Here is a 17,730-nt window from a genome sequence, read left to right as displayed (position 1 = left end):
GGAAGGTGCCATGCGGATATTGCTTGTCGAGGACGATCCCGATCTGGGCCCTGCCATCGCGCGGGCGTTGCGCGCGGAACATTGCGCGGTCGATCTGGTGCCCAGCGGGATCGATGCGCAGCATCTGGGCGATACCGAGCGCTATGACGTGGCGGTGCTCGATCTGGGCCTGCCCGATCGTGAGGGGACGGCGGTGCTGAAGGGGTGGCGCGAGGGGGGGCGCGACCTGCCGGTGCTGATCCTGACCGCGCGCGACGGATGGTCGGACAAGGTCGCCGGGTTCAAGGCGGGGGCAGATGATTTCCTGACCAAGCCGTTTCGCGTCGAGGAATTGATGATGCGGCTGCGCGCGCTGGTGCGCCGCGCGGCGGGGCATGGCGCGACACGGCTGACCTGCGGGCCGCTGGCCTATGAAACGCAGACCGGGGTGTTCGAGCTGGATGGGCTGCCGATCAAGCTGACCGCGCTCGAATATCGGGTGCTGGCGGCGCTGATGCTGGCGAAGGAAGCGGTGATCGAGCGGCTCGACCTGATGGAGCGGGTCTATGAGGGCGATGCCGATGTCGATTCGAACAGCTTGGAGGTCATTATCGGCCGGTTGCGCAAGAAGATCGGCGCGTCGCTGATCGAGACGGTGCGCGGGCGCGGATATCGGCTGACGGCGGGATCGGTATGAGGTTGCCGCGGTCGATCCATGGCCGGATGCTGGCGCTGTCGCTGGCGACGACGTTGGTGGCGCTGCCGGTGGCGGGGTTCGCGATCGGGGGCGTGCTCGACCATTTCGTGACGCGCAACATCGATGCGCGGCTGGGCGACCGGTTGCGGTTGCTGCGTGCGGTGGTGCGGCCTGACGGGACGATCGACCGCGAGTTGCTCGACCGGTCGGAACTGGCGACGGCGATCGGAACGGATGCGGTGTGGCGGATCGATACGCCGGGCGGGTCGGTCGGTGCAGCCATGCCGCCGCTCGCGACGCTGCGCGCGCCGGGGCCGCCGGTGGGACCGGAACGCGGACCGCCGGCGGGGCGGGGGCCGGGGTTCGGTGCGCCGTTCGACCTGACGCTGCCCGATGCGACGCGAGTGCATGGACTGGTGCTCGACCTGCCCGAGGGGCGCGGGCGCGTGGCGGTGGCGGTGCCGCGGCGCGAGATCGAACAGCCGTTGCGCGGGGCGATGCTGCCGCTGCTGCTCACGCTGGCGATCGTCGCGTTGGTGCTGGCGGTCGCGACCTTGGTGCAGTTGCGGCTGGGGTTGCGGCCGCTCCGGGTCCTGCGCGACCGGGTGGCGGCGGTGCGGGAGGGCGCGGCGGCGGATGTGCCCGAGGATCAGCCCGACGAATTGCGGTCGCTGGCGGTCGAGCTGAACGCGTTGGTCCGCGACAATGCGGCGGCGCTGGCGACGGCGCGCGGATCGGCGGCGAACCTCGCCCATGCGCTCAAGACGCCGGTGGCGACGCTGGCGATCGAACTGGGCGACGATCCCCGTGCGATGCAGGTGGCGCGGATCGACGCGACGATCCGGCATCATCTGGCGCGCGCCCGCGGTGGCACGGTCGACCGGCGGGCGGCGACGGCGCTGCGACCGGCGGTCGAGGGGCTGGTGGCGGCTGTGGCGGCGCTGCACCGTGACCGGGGGCTGATCGTGCGGGCGGCGGTGCCCGACCTGTCGGTGGCGGTCGATGCCGCCGACCTGGACGAACTGGCCGGCAATCTGATCGACAATGCCGCGCGCCATGCCCGGTCGGCGGTCGAGGTCATAGCGGTGCGCGAGGGCGGGTTCGCGGTGCTGCGCGTCAGCGACGACGGTCCCGGCATTCCCGTCGCCGACCGCGCGCGGGCGACCGATCCCGGCGTGCGGCTCGACGAGCGCGGCGACGGGCATGGCTTCGGCCTCGCCATCGTCCGCGATCTGGCGGCGCTCTATGGCGGGCGGCTGGAACTGGGCGAGGCGGACGGGGGCGGGTTGGTCGCCACCGTCACGCTGCCGGTTACAGCTGGAAGCGGAACCGCTGGATATTAGCCGAGCAGGCGGTGTTTCCTTCGGGGCGGAAGCTGCTGCGATAGCGGGTGGCGCCGACCATCTTTTGCGCCGCTTCGCCGAAGACGAAGGGCGGATAGGCGGCGATGGTCCGCTGGGTCATGGTGCGACCGTCGGCGGCGATGTCGAACTCGACCTGTGCCCAGCCCTGGAATCCCATCTGCACCGCTTCGGTCGGGTAAAGGTTGCTGGTTGCGCCGCTGCGCTGCACGACCGGGCTGGGCGCGATCAGCGCGCACTGATCGCTGGTCAGCCCGGTGCGGTCGAAGGCGGCGCGCGCCTGTGCCACCTCGCCGCGCTGCGCCAGCAGGTCGGCCTGTCGCAGCAGCGCCGCGACCTTGAGCGGATGATTTTCGGGCAGCGGCGCGGCGACGACGGCGGCGATCAGCTGCTCCGCCTCCGCCTTGGGCGCGGCCGGGTAGGAACGGTTGGCCAGCATCATGCGGACCGTCGCGGCGGACAGCGGGTCGGCGTTGATCTCCGGCCGGGCCAGCAGCGCGGTCCGTTTGCGGACGTCCTGATCGTAATGGCTGCGATCGGCATCGATCTCGGCCAGCGCAAGATAGGTGGTGACGGAGGCGGGGGCCTGCATCGTCCGGGCGAGCGCGGCCGCTTCGGCGGCGGCGGCGATGCGCTCGGCCTCGGTCGGGAGCGAGGAATAAGCGATCCACGCATCGGCGGCGAGCAGCGCGCCCTGGTCCCCGGCGGCACGCGCCCGGCTCGCTTCGGCGCGGACCAGCGGATAGGCGCGGGCCGGGGTCAGGTCCGACCAGTCCTGTTGGTGGCCCTTGGTACGGACCCAGGCGTCGAACGCGTCGCCGAGCGGCTGTCCGAGCGACGGACGGTCGGCGGCGGTCGAGCATTTCAACTCGATCCGGGTGGCGTTGCGGAAGAAGGCCGGAATCTTGACCGACTCGGTCGGCGACCACGACCAGTCGGACACGGCACGGGCAAAGGCCAGCGCCACGTCGCGTCCGCCGGTGGTGTAGATCGGGGTCACCGCGTTCACCGTGCCGTTGTCGGCGACCGAAAATTCGACGACCGCGAAATCGTCGGGCTTCAGACCGGTCGCCGAGCCGCAGGCCGCCGATTTCATGTTGATCGCGGCGGCGAAGGCATCGTCCTTCATCCGGCCCGCGCCGGTATAGGCCATATAGGTCTGCGCCTGTTGCCGGTCGCCGTTGAGCAGTGCGGCGAGCGCAAGGTCGGCGCGGGTGGCGACTTCGGAACTGCTGACGCGCTGGTCGAGGCCGCCCTGCTTGCGCAGCGAATCCTTCAGGACGCTGTACGCCTCCTCCTTCTTGCCGTTGTTGAGCAGGACGCGGGCATAGCGGGTCTGGATAAGCGCCAGCACGTCCTTGCCGATCGCCGGTTCCTTGGCAGCGAGATCGCGGGCTTCCTGCGCATAGGCCAGCGCCTTGCCATCGCCGTCGAAGGCGAGCGTGCGCGACAGGGCGAGTAGCGGGGCGACGCGATCGAGCCCCTTGGCCAGCGCCAGCGCGTCGCGATAGGACGAAGCCGCCGCGTCATAGTCGAACGCATCGAACGCGGCGGTGCCGAGCACCATATGCGCATCGCGCAGGTCGGCGGCGAATTCGGCGGCCTGTCCGGCCAGCGCGGGCATGCCCTGCCGGATGAGCGCGGCCCCGGCGACATGGTCGCCGTTGCGCGCGACGCAGATGCCTTTGCGCACCTTCACCGCGCCGAGCAGCAGTGCGTTCTTCGTGCCGACGGTGCGTGCCTCCAGCGCATCGTACAGCCTGATCGCGTCGGCACATTTGCGGGTTTCATAGGCGATGTTGGCGGCATCGAACTGGGCTTGCAGCGTCGTCGCCGCCGGGGCGGGCGTCGCCGCCTGCGCCACCGCGAGTAGTCCGTGCAGAATCGCGTCGATCATTCATCATCCCCTCTATTGTCCGGCAACAAAGCACGCCAAGATGACAGCGTCGATGGGCAGGGCGGGCGAATGCGGCGAATTTGGACCTTGATCGCGGGCGCGCTGCTGCTGACCGGAGCCGCGCCGGCCGATCCGGCGCGCTATCCGGCGCGATCGATCCTGCTGTTCGTCGCGTCGTGGTGTGCGCCATGTCATGGCGAATTGCGGCAGTTGCCGGCGATTGCGGGCGGGGCGGGGGCGTACCGGGTGCTGGTGGTGCCGATCGATCGTGGCCGGGCGACCGATGCCATGTTGCGCGGGGTGCCGATCGATCAGGTCTGGCGCCCCGATGCGGCGCGGATGGCGGAGGTGCGCGCCGAGTTGCTGGCGAAGACGGCGGGGCTGCCGTTCAGCGTGGCGATCGGCCGGGATGGGCGGCCCTGTGCGCTGCACCGCGGTGGCATGACGGCCGCGAGCGCACGGGGAATGGTGGAAGCGTGTCGGGGGTAGTGGGCCATCACTGCCGTACCCCCGCGCAGGCGGGGTCCAGAGTTCCAGACGCAAGCCGTTGACCTGCTTGGCTCTGGGCCCCGCTTGCGCGAAGGCACGGCAAGACGGGGCGGAAGTTACAGCGTCACGCTACCCGTGCCCGCTCCGCGCAGGGTCAACGACTTCACAACATTGCCCTGGCGGACATTCACTTGGTTGACCTGCCCGTGATAGACGTCGGTCAGCACAGTCGAACGGATCGCGACCGACTTCGGTTTGCGGGGCGCGCGGCCGGTATAATCGATGCGGACCTCGGCATGCGACAGGTCGGTGGTCGCATAGGTCAGCGGGACCGGCTTGCCGTCGATCTGCAGGACGAAGCGGCGCTGCAGATAGCTGCGCAACGCCGCCATCGCGGCGGGATCGTCGAGGCTGGTCTGCGCCTGGGGTGCGATCTTCGCCAACGCCGGTTCGATATCGTGCGCCTCGAACCGGTGCGACACGGTGACCTTACCATCGGCGAGGGTCACCACGGCGAGCGAGTCATGGCCGCGATGCGCCTGTGCCGGGGCGGCGGCCACGAAGCAGGCGAGGAGGGCGAGCGCCCCCCTCATTTCGCCACCGGCGCGGGATAAGTGCGCAGCGAGCCGGGTTTCACCTGCACGTCGAAGTCCTTCATGCGGTTTTCCAGATCCTCGACATCCTCGATCTCCAGCATGACCGGACGGATGGCGCCGCGATAGACATTGTTCGATCGATCGGCATCGGCGATTTCGAGCAGCGGGTCGACCTCGGCACCGGTGATCGTCTTGTTGGTTACATATTGCCACGTCACCGCCTTCGGATCGTAGCGCCACACCTCGGCCGGGATGCGGACGATCTCGTTGCTGCCGTCGCTGAAGGTGAGTTTCAGCGGAACCGGCATGACCAGCCCGCCGATGTTGCGCAGCGAGAAGCGGTAGAATTTGTCCTTCACGTCGAACGCGGCGCGTTCCTCCGGCGTCAGCTTGTCGAGCTTTTCGGCGAGGTCGCGGCGCTGTTGCGGGCTGACGGCGAAATCGTCCTGCTGGTCATAGAAGTCGCGCGTCGCGGGATCGCGTTCGGTGACGGTGCGCTGGCCGGCATTGTTGCGGACGGTCAGCGACGTGTTCTCCGCATCGCGGATCGCACGGCGTTCGCGGGCATTGGCCTCCAGATCGCGACCGGCGATGCGGCCCTCGACGACCTTGTCGAGCGCGATGTCGACATGGTCGGTCGAATAGAACCAGCCGCGCCAGAACCAGTCCAGATCGACGCCAGAACTTTCCTCCATCGTGCGGAAGAAGTCGTAGGGCGTCGGCCGCTTGAAGCGCCAGCGCGTCGCATATTCGCGGAAGGCGCGGTCGAACAACTCGCGGCCCAGCACCGTCTCGCGCAGGATGGTCAGCGCGGTGGCGGGCTTGCCATAGCCGTTGGCACCGAATTGCAGCACCGAATCCGACTGGGTCATCAGGGGAACCTGATTGTCGGACAGCATATATTCGGCAATGTCCTTCGGCTCGCCACGCCGCGAGGGGAAGTCCTTGTCCCACAGCTTTTCGGCCTGGAACTGGAGGAAGGTGTTCAACCCTTCGTCCATCCATGTCCATTGGCGTTCGTCGCTGTTGACGATCATCGGGAACCAGTCATGGCCGACCTCGTGGATCACCACGCCGATCAGCCCGGTCTTGGCGCGTTCGGTATAGGTCAGCAGGCCGGTCTTGGGGTCCTTCACCGGGCGCGGCCCGTTGAAGGTGATCATCGGATATTCCATGCCGCCGACGGGGCCATTGACGGACTGCGCTACCGGATAGGGATAGGGGAAGGCGAACTTTCCGTACACGTCGATGGTATGGGCGATCGCCTTGGTCGAGAAGGCGTCCCACAGCGGACGCGCTTCCCTCGGGTAGAAGGACATCGCCAGGACGTTCGGGTTGGCAGCATAATCCTGCCGGACGTTCATCGCGTCCCACGCGAATTTGCGCGACGATGCCCAGCCGAAGTCGCGGACATTCTGCGCGGCGAAGGTCCAAGTCTTAGTGCCCGAAGCCCGGCTGCGTTCGGCGGCGGCGGCTTCGTCGGGGGTGACGATGTACATCGGCGCGGTGGCGGACTTCGCCTGTTCCAGCCGCTGGCGCTGCGTGGCGGTCAGGACCTGATCGGCGTTCTGGAGGACGCCAGTGGCGGAAACGACATGGTCGGACGGCACGGTCAGTGCGACCTTGTAATCGCCGAACTCCAGCGTGAATTCGCCGGCGTCGAGAAACGCCTTGTTATGCCAGCCCTCGTAATCCGAATAGACGGCGAGGCGCGGGAACCACTGCGCTCCTTCGAAGATGCAGTTGCCGTCTTCGCCGGCCCCGGTGAAGCATTCGTAGCCGGATCGGCCATCGACGACCTTCTGCTCGGCCATCGGAAACGACCAGTCGATCGACAGCGTGACCTCGCCGCCATTGCCCGCGACCGGCTGCGGCAGTTCGATGCGCAGCAGCGTGTCGGTAACGCGGTGGGCGAGCGGCTGGCCATCGGGGCCGCGCACGGCCGCGATCGTGAAGCCGCCCTCCCAGTTCTTCATCCCCTCCGCCCGGCGGATCTCGCCGATGCTGATCGTGTTGGCGTCGGGAACGGTGCGCGACAGCTCGACGATCGAATTGCGCTTGTAATGATTCTGATCGAGCAGCAGCCACAGATAGGGCAGCGCATCGGGAGAGTTGTTGCGGTACCGGATCGTCTCGGTACCGGTGACGACCTTGGTCGCTTCGTTCAGCGATACCTTGACGTCGTAATCAACCTTTTGCTGCCAGTAGCGATAGCCGGGCGCGCCCGATGCGTTGCGGTAGTCGGTGGGCGTCGGCCAATCCTCTCCCTCCAGCTGACGGAATTTGTCCTGCCAGTCGCCCTTGGTCTGACGGATGGGGTCGGCGAAAGCGGGCGTCGAGGCGAGCAGCAGGGCGACCAGCGCGATGCGGGATACGGCGGGCAAGGGTTTGGCCTTTCGAACGGACGGACGGGTAATCGTTGCCGGTGATACGATGCGCGTCAACCATTGGCGACGGCAATATCGGATATAATGTGACACGACCGCACCGATGGTTGCGGTCGACCCCGGAGTGCGGCAATCGGTGCGTCGAGGGTATCAGAGGCGAGTGCGCGGGCTATGCGGTTGAACCGGCGGACGATGATCGGCACGCTCGCCTGCCTGCCTATGGCTTCGCGGGTAATGGCGGCGCGCGCGGACGATCCGTTGCTCTTCGCCTATTTCGGGACCGGCAAGGGCGAGGCGGCGGGGCTGAAGCTGGCGATCAGCGACGACGGCTTTGCGTTTCGCGAACTGGGCGGCGGGCGAAGTTACCTGCCGCCGATGGTCGGCGAGGCGAAGCTGATGCGCGATCCGTTCGTGTTTCGCGGGATCGGCCGCGACGCGCCATGGCATATGGTGTGGACGACGGCATGGGAGGGGGTGACGATCGGCCATGCCACCAGCCGCGACCTGCGCCACTGGTCGCCGCAACGCGCGCTGCCGGTGATGGCGGGGGTGAAGGGCACGCGCAACTGTTGGGCGCCCGAGGCCATCTGGGACGCGAAGGCGCGGCATTTCGTGATCTTCTGGTCGAGCACGGTCGCCGGACGGTTCGAGGAAACGGCGGGTACGTCCGAGTCCGGCTACAACCATCGGCTCTGGTATGTGACGACACGCGATTTCGTGACGTTCAGCGATCCGAAGGTGCTGTACGATCCGGGGTTCAGCGTGATTGACGGGACGTTTGCGCGTGGGGAGAGCGGGCTGCACCTGATCGTCAAGGACGAGACGCTGACCCCGCCGCGCAAATGGTTGCAGGTAGCATCGACCAAGTCGCCGACCGGACCGTTCGGAAAGCTCGGCACGCCGTTCACGCCGCCCTGGGTCGAAGGACCGATGACGACCGTGATCGGCGGCGAGACAATATGCTACTGGGACGTCTATCGCGACGGCAAATGGGGGGCGGCGGCGACGCGCGATTTCGTGACGTGGCGCGATGTCGGCACGAAACTGTCGATGCCACCCGGCGCACGGCATGGGTCGCTGGTGCGCATTCCGCGCGCGACGGCCGATGCGCTGGCGCAGGGACCGGCATGACGGTCGCCCCCTTTCTGAACGGTGGCGGTCGCGCGGCGGAGATGATCCGTGCGCGCGACTGGTCGGACCATCCGCTGGGACCGCCCGATCAATGGCCGGAGGGACTGTGCAGCGCGCTCAGCCTCGTGGTGAATTCCCCGGAATCGATGATCCTGTGCTGGGGACCGGAGCTGTGGTTCTTCTTCAACGAGGCCTATTTCCCGCTGCTGGGGCCCCGGCTCGACTGGGCGATGGGCGAGCGGTTCGACAAGGTCTGGGCCGATGGCCTCGAACAGGCGATGCCGATCATCGAGGCGGCCTATGCCGGTAACAGCCCCCGCTATGTCGACGTGCCGTGGAAGCTGGATACCGATCGCGGGGCGGCGGATACGTGGTGGAGCTTCTCCTATTCGCGTATCCTCGACCGGCGGGGGGATATCGCCGGGCTGTTCATCTTCACCAACGAGACCACGGCGCGGGTGCTGTCCGACGCGGCGCTGAAACGCAGCCAGTCCGAGCTGACCACCGCGCTCGACGATCTGCGCCAGTTCAACCGCACGCTGGAGTTGCGCGTCGACCAGCGAACGGCCGAGCGCAACCTGCTCGCCTCGATCGTCGAGACGACCGACTCGGTCGTCAACGTCATCGACCTCGATTACAACTGGATGGCGATCAATCGGGCGGGGATCGACGCGTTCGAGGCGGTATTCGGGGTGCGGCCGAAGGTCGGCGACAATCTGCTCGATCTGATCGCCGACCAGCCCGATCAGCAGGCGGCGGTGCGCGCGGCGTGGGACCCGGCGCTTGCGGGCGAGGAATACACGACCGCGGCGGAATTCGGCGATCCGGCGCGGGGGCATGCCCGTCGCGCCTATGAAATGAAGTTCAACGCCGTCCGCGATGGGCAGGGGCGGCAGGTCGGCGCGTTCCAGTTCGTGACCGACGTGACCGAGCGGCGCCGGGGCGAAATGGCGTTGCAGGAGGTGCAGGATGCGCTGCGCCAGGCGCAGAAGATGGAGGCGATGGGTCAGCTGACCGGTGGGGTGGCGCATGATTTCAACAATTTGCTGACCCCAATCCTCGGCAGCCTCGACCTGTTGCAGCGGCGCGGCACCCTGTCGCCGCGCGAGGCGCGACTGGTCGATGGCGCGCTGCAATCGGCGGAGCGGGCGCGGACGTTGGTCCATCGGCTGCTGGCCTTCGCCCGGCGGCAACCGCTCCAGTCGGGGCCGGTCGATCTGGCGGTGCTGGTCGGAGGGATGGCCGACCTGATCGCGAGCACCGCCGGGTCGCCGGTCGCGGTGCGGACGATGATCGCCGCCGACCTGCCCCCGGCGCTGGCGGATGGCAACCAGCTTGAAATGGCGATCCTGAACCTGTGCGTGAATGCGCGCGATGCGATGCCCGATGGCGGCACGCTGACGATCGCCGCCGATTGTCCCGATACGCAGGCGACGGCAGCGGCGGGCGTGGCACCCGGCCCATATGTCAGGCTGTCGGTAATCGATACCGGGACCGGCATGGATACCGAGACGGTGGCGCGCGCGATCGAACCCTTCTTTTCGACCAAGGGTATCGGGCGCGGTACGGGCCTGGGCCTGTCGATGGTGCATGGGCTGGCGCTGCAACTGGGGGGCACGATGGCGATCGTCAGCGCCCCCGGTCTGGGTACGCGCATCGACCTGTGGTTGCCGGTCAGCGGCGAGCGCGTGCGGCAGGTGGAGGCGGGTGAGGACGACGCGGCAGGCGAGCCGGGGTTCCGCGGCCGCGCGCTGGTGGTCGACGACGAGGCACTGGTGCGGATGACGACCGCCGACATGCTCCAGAGCCTGGGATATGAGGTGGTCGAGGCCGATGGCGCCATCGATGCGGAACAAATGCTGGCGCAGCGGCGCTTCGACCTCGTGGTGACCGATCATCTGATGCCCGGCCGGACCGGCGTATGGCTGGCGCGGGCGATCCATGACCGGCATCCCGGGCTGCCGGTGCTGATCGTATCGGGCTATGCCGATATCGATGGGCTGGCACCCGATCTGCCGCGCCTGACCAAACCGTTCCGCGAGGCCGAACTGGCCCGTGCGATTGCCGGATTGGCGGGCACTCCCACCGATCGTTGAAGGAAGTTGCGATGACCCGACCCGAAGGGACCGAGGGATTTACCCTCAACCAGACCATGTTGCGCGTCCGCGATCCGAGCGCCAGTATCGCCTTTTACCAAGACGTGCTGGGCATGACCCTGCTGCAAAAGCTGGATTTCGACGAGGCGGCATTCTCGCTCTATTTTCTCGGCTTTCTGCGCGACGGTGAGACGGTGCCCAGCGATCCCAAGGAGCGCGCGCGGTTCGTGTTCAGCCGGGAGACGACGCTGGAGCTGACGCATAATTGGGGGACGGAGGACGATCCCGATTTCGCAGGATATCACAGCGGCAACGACGATCCGCGCGGCTTCGGGCATCTGGGCATCAGCGTGCCCGACGTCGCCGCCGCCTGCGCCCGGTTCGAGGAACTGGGCGTCCCCTTCCGCAAGCGGCCCGATGAGGGGCGAATGAAGGACATCGCCTTCATCACCGATCCCGATGGATATTGGATCGAGATCCTGTCGCCGAACGGCATGACTCAGGCGGTGGTCGATGCAGCAGGGGATGACGCATGAAGGCGGTCCAACTGCGTGCGCCCGGCGGGCTCGACCGGCTGGAACTAGTCGACCGCGCCGATCCGGGACAGCCGGGGGCGGGCGAGATTCGGGTGAAGCTGCATGGCAGCTCGCTCAACTTCCACGATTATATCGTCGCCAGCGGCAAGTCGCCGGCCGAAGACGGGCGGGTGCCGATGGCTGATGGCGCCGGGATCGTCGAAGCGGTGGGCGAGGGCGTGACCGGCTTCGCGGTCGGCGATCTGGTCGTGTCGTGCTTCTTCCCCGATTGGCAGGACGGCGCGCCTACCATCGGCGACTTCGCGCGGACGCCGGGTGACGGTATCGACGGGTTCGCGCAGGAGGTGGTCGTGTTGCCCGCCACCGCCTTCACCCTCGCGCCCAAGGGCTGGGACGCGGTCGCGGCGGCGACTATTACCACCGCCGGCCTCACCGCATGGCGGGCGCTGGTGGTCGATGGCGGATTGAAGGCGGGCGACCGGGTGCTGCTGCTCGGCACCGGCGGCGTGTCGATCTGGGCATTGCAGATCGCCCGGGCGATGGGCGCGAAGGTCGCGATCACCTCGTCGAGCGACGACAAGCTGGCGCGCGCGGTGGCGATGGGCGCGGACTTTACCGTCAACTATCGCAGCGATCCCGATTGGGGCGCTACGGTCGCGCGATGGGCGGACGGACGCGGGGTCGATCATGTCGTCGAGGTCGGCGGACCGGCGACGCTGGCGCAGTCGATCGCCGCAGTGCGCGTCGGCGGGCATATCTCGCTGATCGGAGTGCTGACCGGACGTGGCGGCGAGGTGCCGACGGCGGCGCTGATGGCGAAACAGGCGCGGCTGCAGGGCCTGATCGTCGGCAGCCGGCGCGAACAGCAGGACTTCGTCCGCGCGCTAGAAGTGACGGGGATACGGCCGGTCGTGGATCGGCGGTTCGAGCTGGGCGATCTAGCCGAGGCATTCCGGTTTCAGGAAGGCGGCGATCATTTCGGAAAGATCGGGGTCGAGTGGTAGGGGTCTCACCTTCGCCGTTTGTGCTGCGTAGGGATTGAGCCTGTCGGAAGCCCGTATCGAAGTATCTGGGACGGTCCTTCGATACGCCGCTTCGACAGGCTGGAAGCTGCTCGAACCGAACGGATTTTCCTGGGGGGGCGGCGAGCTTGCCAATCGCCCATCCGCCCCCGCCAGCGGCCATGTCCGTACGTCAGACCAGCACCTTCTCCGGCGTCGGGACGGTGCCGAGCGGGGTCGTCGCATCGATTTCCATCAACGGTTTCAGCAACCCGTCGCGGAGATCATAGACCCAGCCGTGTAGTTCGAGCGGCTGGCCTGCGGCGAAGGCGTTCTGGACGACGTCGGTGCGGGCCAGCGCCAACAACTGGTCGCGGACGTTGAGTTCGACCAGCCGGTTGGCGCGCTGCTCGGCGGGGAGGGCGTCGAGTTCGTCGCGGTGGCTGTCGATCACGTCGCGGGCGATCGCCAGCCAGTCATGAACATGGCCCTGCACGCCGCCCTCGAGCGCCGCCTGAATGCCGCCGCAGCCATAATGGCCGCAGACGATGATATGCCCGACCTTCAGCACCTCGACCGCGAACTGCACCACCGACATCAGATTCTGGTCGTTCGGATCGATCAGATTGGCGATGTTGCGGTGCATGAACATGCCCCCCGGCTCGGTATTGGTCAGCTGGTCGGGGGCGACGCGGCTGTCCGAACAGCCGATCCACAGGAATTCGGGCTGCTGCCCGGCAATCTGCCGCGCGAAATAATCGGGATTTTCCTCGAGCCGCTCGGCGGCCCATGCCTTGTTGGCAAGGAGCAGATGCTTGTATTCCCTCATGCGTAGGCGACCTCCTTGCGCGGCGCCTTGATCTGGGGCGCGGTCTTTTCGCCGATATCGCCGCGCACCAGCACGTTGATCCCGCGATACTGCGCATTCTTGATGAAGCCGTTGATGATGTCGATATTGTCGAGGTCGACATAGTTGGTCGCCGACAGGTCGATCACCACCGTGCAGTTGTCCGGGACTTTCTCCAGCTCCTTGGTCAGTTCCACCTTGTGGATGAAGTAGAGGTTGCGCTTGGCGCGAACCATGCAGCTGGCACCGGGGCCTTCGCCGTCCTGCACGAACGTCACCGCCGGGCGGAAATTGCGCGCGATGACGAAGACGAAGCCGACGACCAGCCCGACGACGATGCCCTTCAGCAGGTCGGTGAACAGGATGGCGAGGATCGTGACCACGAACGGCACGAACTGGGTCATGCCTTGTTTCCAGCGTTTGGTGAAAAGTTCCGGCTTGGTCAATTTATAGCCCGTCTGGATGAGCACCGCGGCGAGGGCCGATAGCGGGATCATGTTGAGCAGCATCGGCACCAGCAGGACGCTGAGCAGCAGCCACGTACCGTGCAGGATCGTCGACATCTTCGATGCGGCATTCGCATCGACGTTCGCCGACGAGCGCACGATGACCGAGGTCACCGGCAGGCCGCCGATCAATCCCGAGATGATGTTGCCGCTGCCCTGTGCCAGCAATTCGTGATTCTTGTCGGTCACGCGACGCTTGGGATCGAGTTCGTCGACCGCCTTCACCGACAGCAGCGATTCGAGGCTGGCGACGATCGCCAGCGTCACCGCCACCGTCCACACCGTGGCATTGCCGATCTGGCCGAAATCGGGAAGGCTGAACAGCTTCACGAACCCGCCGAGGCCATCGGCGATCGGCACGCTGACCAGATGGGTCGGCTTCACCTGAATGGCAGGCGCGACGACGCCCAGCAGCGCGTTGATCGCGACCGAGCCGACGACGACGACCAGCGGGCCGGGGACGAAGCGCAGCGGGCCGTCCTTCGGCTTGTTCTTGTCCCACCAGAACAGGAAGGCGATGCTGATCGCAGCGATGATCGTGGCGCCCCACACCACCTGTTCGCGCAGCACGAAGAGGATGGTGTTGAAGGTGTTGAGACCATCGCCCTGATTGAACTGGAAATCGCCCGCCGGATCGCCGTCATAGCCGATCGCGTGCGGCACCTGCTTCAGGATCAGGATCAGGCCGATCGCCGCCAGCATGCCGGTGATGACCGAGGACGGCACGAATTCGCCGAGCACGCCCGAGCGCGAGAAGGACAGCAGGATCTGCATGCAGCCGGCAAGGAACACGGCGAGCAGGAACGCCTCGAAGCTCGGCAGCTTGGTGATCGCATCGAGCACGATCACGGTCAGGCCGGCGGCGGGGCCGCTGACCGACAGCGGCGACTTGCTGAGCGAACCGACGACGATGCCGCCGACGATCCCGGCGATCAGCCCGGAAAAGAGCGGCGCGCCCGATGCCAGCGCGACGCCGAGGCACAGCGGCAGCGCGACGAGCGCGACGACGATCGAGGACGGCACGTCCTGACGCAGATTGGCGAGTAGGGAGGGTTGCGACATGGCTGCGATGGCCTTGTTCTGAAACGAGGTGCGCCGAGCGTGCTTGGGGGAAGCACGCCCGGCGCGGTGCCCGGGATCGACGGAACGGGGGAGGGAAGGTTCGCCCCGCCGATCTTGCGGGAACGGCTATTCGGCGGCTTCTGCCGTCACGAAATCTGCGGCCAGGCGCTTGGCGGCGGGCAATGCCACCGGCAGCGGGCGATCCGGCTTGATCGGCACGAAGCGGCCGGTCGTGCCGTCGAGCGCGAGGATCGAGCCGGCATGGATGTCGACGAACCAGCCATGCAGCGTCAGATCGCCCTTGGCGATGCGCGACGCGACGGCCGGATGGGTGCGCAGGTGCGAAATCTGGACCACGACGTTTTCGAGGCTGGCGGCGCGGACCGCGGCGGCATCGTCGAGATCGGGATAGCTGTGCTGGATGACCGAATGGGCGGCATGGCTATGGCGCAACCACGCGGCGACGCTGGGCAGCCCTTCGAGCGTCTCGGGCTTCATCAGCGCGCCCATCGCGCCGCAGCCCGAATGACCCGACACGATGATGTCGGTCACACCGAGGACCGCGACCGCATATTCGACGGTCGAGGTGGTGCCGCCATTCTGCTGGGTGAAGGGGGGAATGATGTTGCCGGCGTTGCGGATGACGAACACGTCGCCCGGCTTCGCCTGCAGGATATGTTCGGGGACGACGCGCGAGTCCGAACAGGAGATCATCAGCACCTTCGGGCTTTGACCATCGGTGGCGAGCTTCGAATAGAGGTCGGCATCGCTGCCGAACACGTCCTTCTCGAACCCGAACACCCGGCCGATCACGTCGTTCACGCAGCGTCTCCCTCAAAACCTGTCGGCCGGTGCAACCCTGCCGCTCGGATCAATGCTATAGCCGGGGGAATCTTGCTGCGTTCGCCTGCGATGTAACGAATTATTGCTGAACCGCGAATGGCGCGGGCAGGATGATTGCGGCGCACAGCCCGCCGCTGACCCGGTTGCGCAGTTCCAGCCGACCCCCTTCGGCCTCCACCGCGCGCTGCACGATCGACAGGCCGAGGCCGAAGCCGACCGTGTCCCGCTTGCGCGCGGTATCGAGGCGGACAAAGGGTTCGAGTACGTCGCCCAGCGATTCGTCGGGAATGCCGGGGCCGTCATCCTCGACCCGGATCACGGTCGCGCCATCCTCCACGGCCAGCGTCAGGGTGACGCTGCCGCCATAATGGATCGCGTTTTCGACCAGGTTGATGACCGCACGGCGAAAGCCGGAGCGGCGCACGGCGCGTTCGAAATGGTCGGGACCGACATAGGTCGCATCATGGCCATGGTCGGCGGCATCGTCGACGATACTGGCGCACAATACCGCCAGATCGACCAGCACGGCGCGTTCGGGTTCGCTCTCGCCGCCCAGAAAGGCGAGCAGCGAGGTGACCATGGCTTCCATTTCGGCGAGGTCGTTCTGCACCGTCTCGCGCACGTCGCGGTCGTAAATCGCGTCGGTGCGCAGCCGTAGCCGGGCGAGCGGGGTGCGCAGGTCGTGGCCGACCGCCGCCAGCGCGCGGGTCCGCTCGTCGATCAGCCGATGGATGCGCGCCTGCAACCCGTTGAAGGCGACGACGAGGCGGCGGACCTCGCTCGGCCCCGCTTCCTCGATAGTTGGGAGAGTCGATCCGCCGCCGGGACCGAAGCGGTCGACCGCGTCGGCCAGTTGCCGCATCGGCCGCAGCGTGCGGCGGATCAGCAGCCCTCCGACCACCATCAGCGCGATCGCCGGGATCAGCGCCAGCAGGATGCGGCCGATGGCGAGATCGAAAGCGCGGAGCGGTTCGAGCGTACGGAAATAGAGCCAACTGCCATCGTCGAGCCGTAGCGCGCCGCTGACCACCGATCGCCGCCCCTGTCCGATCAGCGTCAGATGCAGGCCGGTGGGGGCGAGGCTCGGCTCCCATGCCAGCACCTGTTGTTCCATCTCGCGCAGTTCGGTGCCGCTGGCCGGGAGCGCGGGGGCGGTCGCGCGCCACTGGACCGCATAGCGTTCGGTGGTCAGTTCGGTCGCCATGCCGGCGCGTTGATCGACCGGGCGTTCCTCGACGATCCGGCGCGCGATCACGAGATGTTCGGCCAGCCGGCGGGCTTCGTCGTCACGCACCGAAAACTGGCTGGCGCGTTCGTAGAGCAGCACCGACACGCCGAATTCGATGACGATCGTCAGCAGCAGGATCGCGACGATCCGCCCGATCAGGCCGAAGGGAAGCGCGGGGAGCCGCTTCGCCTCCACCGGGTCAGCGCCGCTCGACCGGCACGTTCAGCATATAGCCGACGCCGCGCACGGTAACGATCGGCGGGGTGCCGCCGGCGGTCGACAGCTTGCGGCGCAGACGGCTGATGAGCACGTCGATGCTGCGGTCGGACGAATCGCCCAGCCGGGTACGCGACAATTCGATCAGCCGTTCGCGCGCGATCACCCGCTGGGCATGGTCGAGCAGCACGACCAGCAGGTCGAATTCGGCCCCGGTCAGATCGACCGCCGCGCCGGTCGGCGAGGTCAGTTCGCGGCGCGGCAGATTGGCGGTCCAGCCTTCGAAGCTGTAAATGCCTTCCTCGCGCTGCGCCGCCTGTGCGTTCAGTTCGCCCCGGCGCAGCACGGCGCGGACGCGGGCGATCAGCTCGCGTGTGCCGAACGGCTTGGGCAGATAGTCGTCGGCGCCGAGTTCGAGGCCGATGACGCGGTCGACTTCGCTGCCCTTGGCCGACACGAAGATGATCGGCACGGCGCTGTTCTGCCGGATCTGGCGGCACAGGTCGATGCCGCTGGTGCCGGGCAGCATGATGTCGAGCAGGATCAGGTCGACCGGCCCCTGTTCGAGCGCCAGCCACATTTCGGGCGCGGCGGAACAGGTGCGGACGTGATAGCCATTTTCCTGCAGCGCGCGGGCGGTCAGCGTGCGGAGCGCGGGATCGTCCTCGACCACGATGATCGATGGGGCGGTCATGCGGGGTGGCTCGGGTTGGTCATGGCGTATTCGGTCCCGGCGGCAATCGATGAAACCGTTCGTCCTGCGTAGCCGCTGAGCCTGTCGAAGCAGCGTATCGAAGGACCGTTTGTGGCGGGTGCTTCGATACGGGCCTTCGACTACGCTCAGTCCCTACTCAGCAC

At 67.2% G+C, this 17,730-nt stretch carries 15 protein-coding genes; 7 read left to right on the top strand and 8 right to left on the bottom strand.

Annotated elements, in window-relative coordinates; translation table 11 throughout:
- Positions 1-10 precede the first annotated feature (10 nt).
- Positions 11-676 (top strand): response regulator transcription factor, encoded by a 666-nt coding sequence (locus tag ACZ1JS_RS10705; RefSeq protein ID WP_242117069.1) that lies wholly within the window; start codon positions 11-13, stop codon positions 674-676.
- Positions 673-2,019: a sensor histidine kinase gene (locus ACZ1JS_RS10700; RefSeq protein WP_465166044.1), complete on the top strand. Its 1,347-nt coding sequence runs from the start codon at positions 673-675 to the stop codon at positions 2,017-2,019. The genes ACZ1JS_RS10705 and ACZ1JS_RS10700 overlap by 4 nt, the downstream gene beginning before the upstream one ends.
- Here ACZ1JS_RS10700 and ACZ1JS_RS10695 read toward each other — a convergent pair.
- The gene (locus ACZ1JS_RS10695) at positions 1,988-3,934 is read right to left on the bottom strand and encodes an energy transducer TonB (RefSeq protein ID WP_465166043.1); all 1,947 of its coding nucleotides are present in this window, start codon (positions 3,932-3,934) and stop codon (positions 1,988-1,990) included. The genes ACZ1JS_RS10700 and ACZ1JS_RS10695 overlap by 32 nt on opposite strands.
- A gap of 69 nt (positions 3,935-4,003) precedes the next feature.
- On the opposite strand from ACZ1JS_RS10695, the gene ACZ1JS_RS10690 reads away from it, so the two are divergent.
- Complete coding sequence (locus tag ACZ1JS_RS10690) at positions 4,004-4,423, top strand: TlpA family protein disulfide reductase (RefSeq protein ID WP_465166042.1); 420 nt, start codon at positions 4,004-4,006, stop codon at positions 4,421-4,423.
- Between the two features lie 116 nt (positions 4,424-4,539).
- Here the strand turns inward: ACZ1JS_RS10690 and ACZ1JS_RS10685 are convergent, their stop codons facing one another.
- Positions 4,540-5,016, bottom strand: coding sequence for a DUF6702 family protein (locus ACZ1JS_RS10685; RefSeq protein WP_465166041.1), 477 nt, complete (start codon positions 5,014-5,016; stop codon positions 4,540-4,542).
- Positions 5,013-7,403, bottom strand: a complete 2,391-nt coding sequence (locus tag ACZ1JS_RS10680) for a M1 family metallopeptidase (RefSeq protein ID WP_465166040.1) — start codon at positions 7,401-7,403, stop codon at positions 5,013-5,015. Before ACZ1JS_RS10680 ends, ACZ1JS_RS10685 begins: the two co-directional genes overlap by 4 nt.
- Positions 7,404-7,577: 174 nt before the next feature.
- On the opposite strand from ACZ1JS_RS10680, the gene ACZ1JS_RS10675 reads away from it, so the two are divergent.
- Genes ACZ1JS_RS10675 through ACZ1JS_RS10660 form a run of 4 tightly spaced genes read left to right on the top strand, consistent with a single transcriptional unit; the run spans position 7,578 to position 12,173 of the window.
- The gene (locus tag ACZ1JS_RS10675; protein WP_465166039.1) at positions 7,578-8,537 is read left to right on the top strand and encodes a glycoside hydrolase family 43 protein; all 960 of its coding nucleotides are present in this window, start codon (positions 7,578-7,580) and stop codon (positions 8,535-8,537) included.
- The gene (locus ACZ1JS_RS10670) at positions 8,534-10,633 is read left to right on the top strand and encodes an ATP-binding protein (protein WP_465166038.1); all 2,100 of its coding nucleotides are present in this window, start codon (positions 8,534-8,536) and stop codon (positions 10,631-10,633) included. The genes ACZ1JS_RS10675 and ACZ1JS_RS10670 overlap by 4 nt, the downstream gene beginning before the upstream one ends.
- Before the next feature lie 11 nt (positions 10,634-10,644).
- On the top strand, positions 10,645-11,169 hold the full coding sequence (gloA, locus tag ACZ1JS_RS10665; protein ID WP_465166037.1) for a lactoylglutathione lyase: 525 nt from the start codon (positions 10,645-10,647) through the stop codon (positions 11,167-11,169).
- Positions 11,166-12,173, top strand: coding sequence for a zinc-dependent alcohol dehydrogenase family protein (locus ACZ1JS_RS10660; RefSeq protein ID WP_465166036.1), 1,008 nt, complete (start codon positions 11,166-11,168; stop codon positions 12,171-12,173). The genes gloA and ACZ1JS_RS10660 overlap by 4 nt, the downstream gene beginning before the upstream one ends.
- A 190-nt stretch (positions 12,174-12,363) precedes the next feature.
- Here ACZ1JS_RS10660 and ACZ1JS_RS10655 read toward each other — a convergent pair whose 3' ends face one another.
- The 5 genes from ACZ1JS_RS10655 to ACZ1JS_RS10635 form a co-directional block, all read right to left on the bottom strand.
- Positions 12,364-12,999: a carbonic anhydrase gene (locus ACZ1JS_RS10655; RefSeq protein ID WP_465166035.1), complete on the bottom strand. Its 636-nt coding sequence runs from the start codon at positions 12,997-12,999 to the stop codon at positions 12,364-12,366.
- On the bottom strand, positions 12,996-14,585 hold the full coding sequence (locus ACZ1JS_RS10650; RefSeq protein ID WP_465166034.1) for a SulP family inorganic anion transporter: 1,590 nt from the start codon (positions 14,583-14,585) through the stop codon (positions 12,996-12,998). Before ACZ1JS_RS10650 ends, ACZ1JS_RS10655 begins: the two co-directional genes overlap by 4 nt.
- 126 nt (positions 14,586-14,711) lie before the next feature.
- On the bottom strand, positions 14,712-15,407 hold the full coding sequence (locus ACZ1JS_RS10645) for a carbonic anhydrase (RefSeq protein ID WP_465166033.1): 696 nt from the start codon (positions 15,405-15,407) through the stop codon (positions 14,712-14,714).
- A 100-nt stretch (positions 15,408-15,507) separates the two neighbouring features.
- Positions 15,508-16,851, bottom strand: coding sequence for an ATP-binding protein (locus tag ACZ1JS_RS10640; protein ID WP_465166032.1), 1,344 nt, complete (start codon positions 16,849-16,851; stop codon positions 15,508-15,510).
- A gap of 4 nt (positions 16,852-16,855) precedes the next feature.
- A complete protein-coding gene (locus ACZ1JS_RS10635; protein ID WP_242115959.1) occupies positions 16,856-17,566 on the bottom strand; it encodes a response regulator in 711 nt (236 codons plus the stop codon).
- Positions 17,567-17,730: the final 164 nt, after the last annotated feature.

The organism is Sphingomonas sp. BL-S-05 (assembly GCF_055521695.1).
The sequence above is the reverse complement of the archived record's forward strand: the minus strand, read 5'-3'. Positions and strand labels throughout refer to the sequence as shown.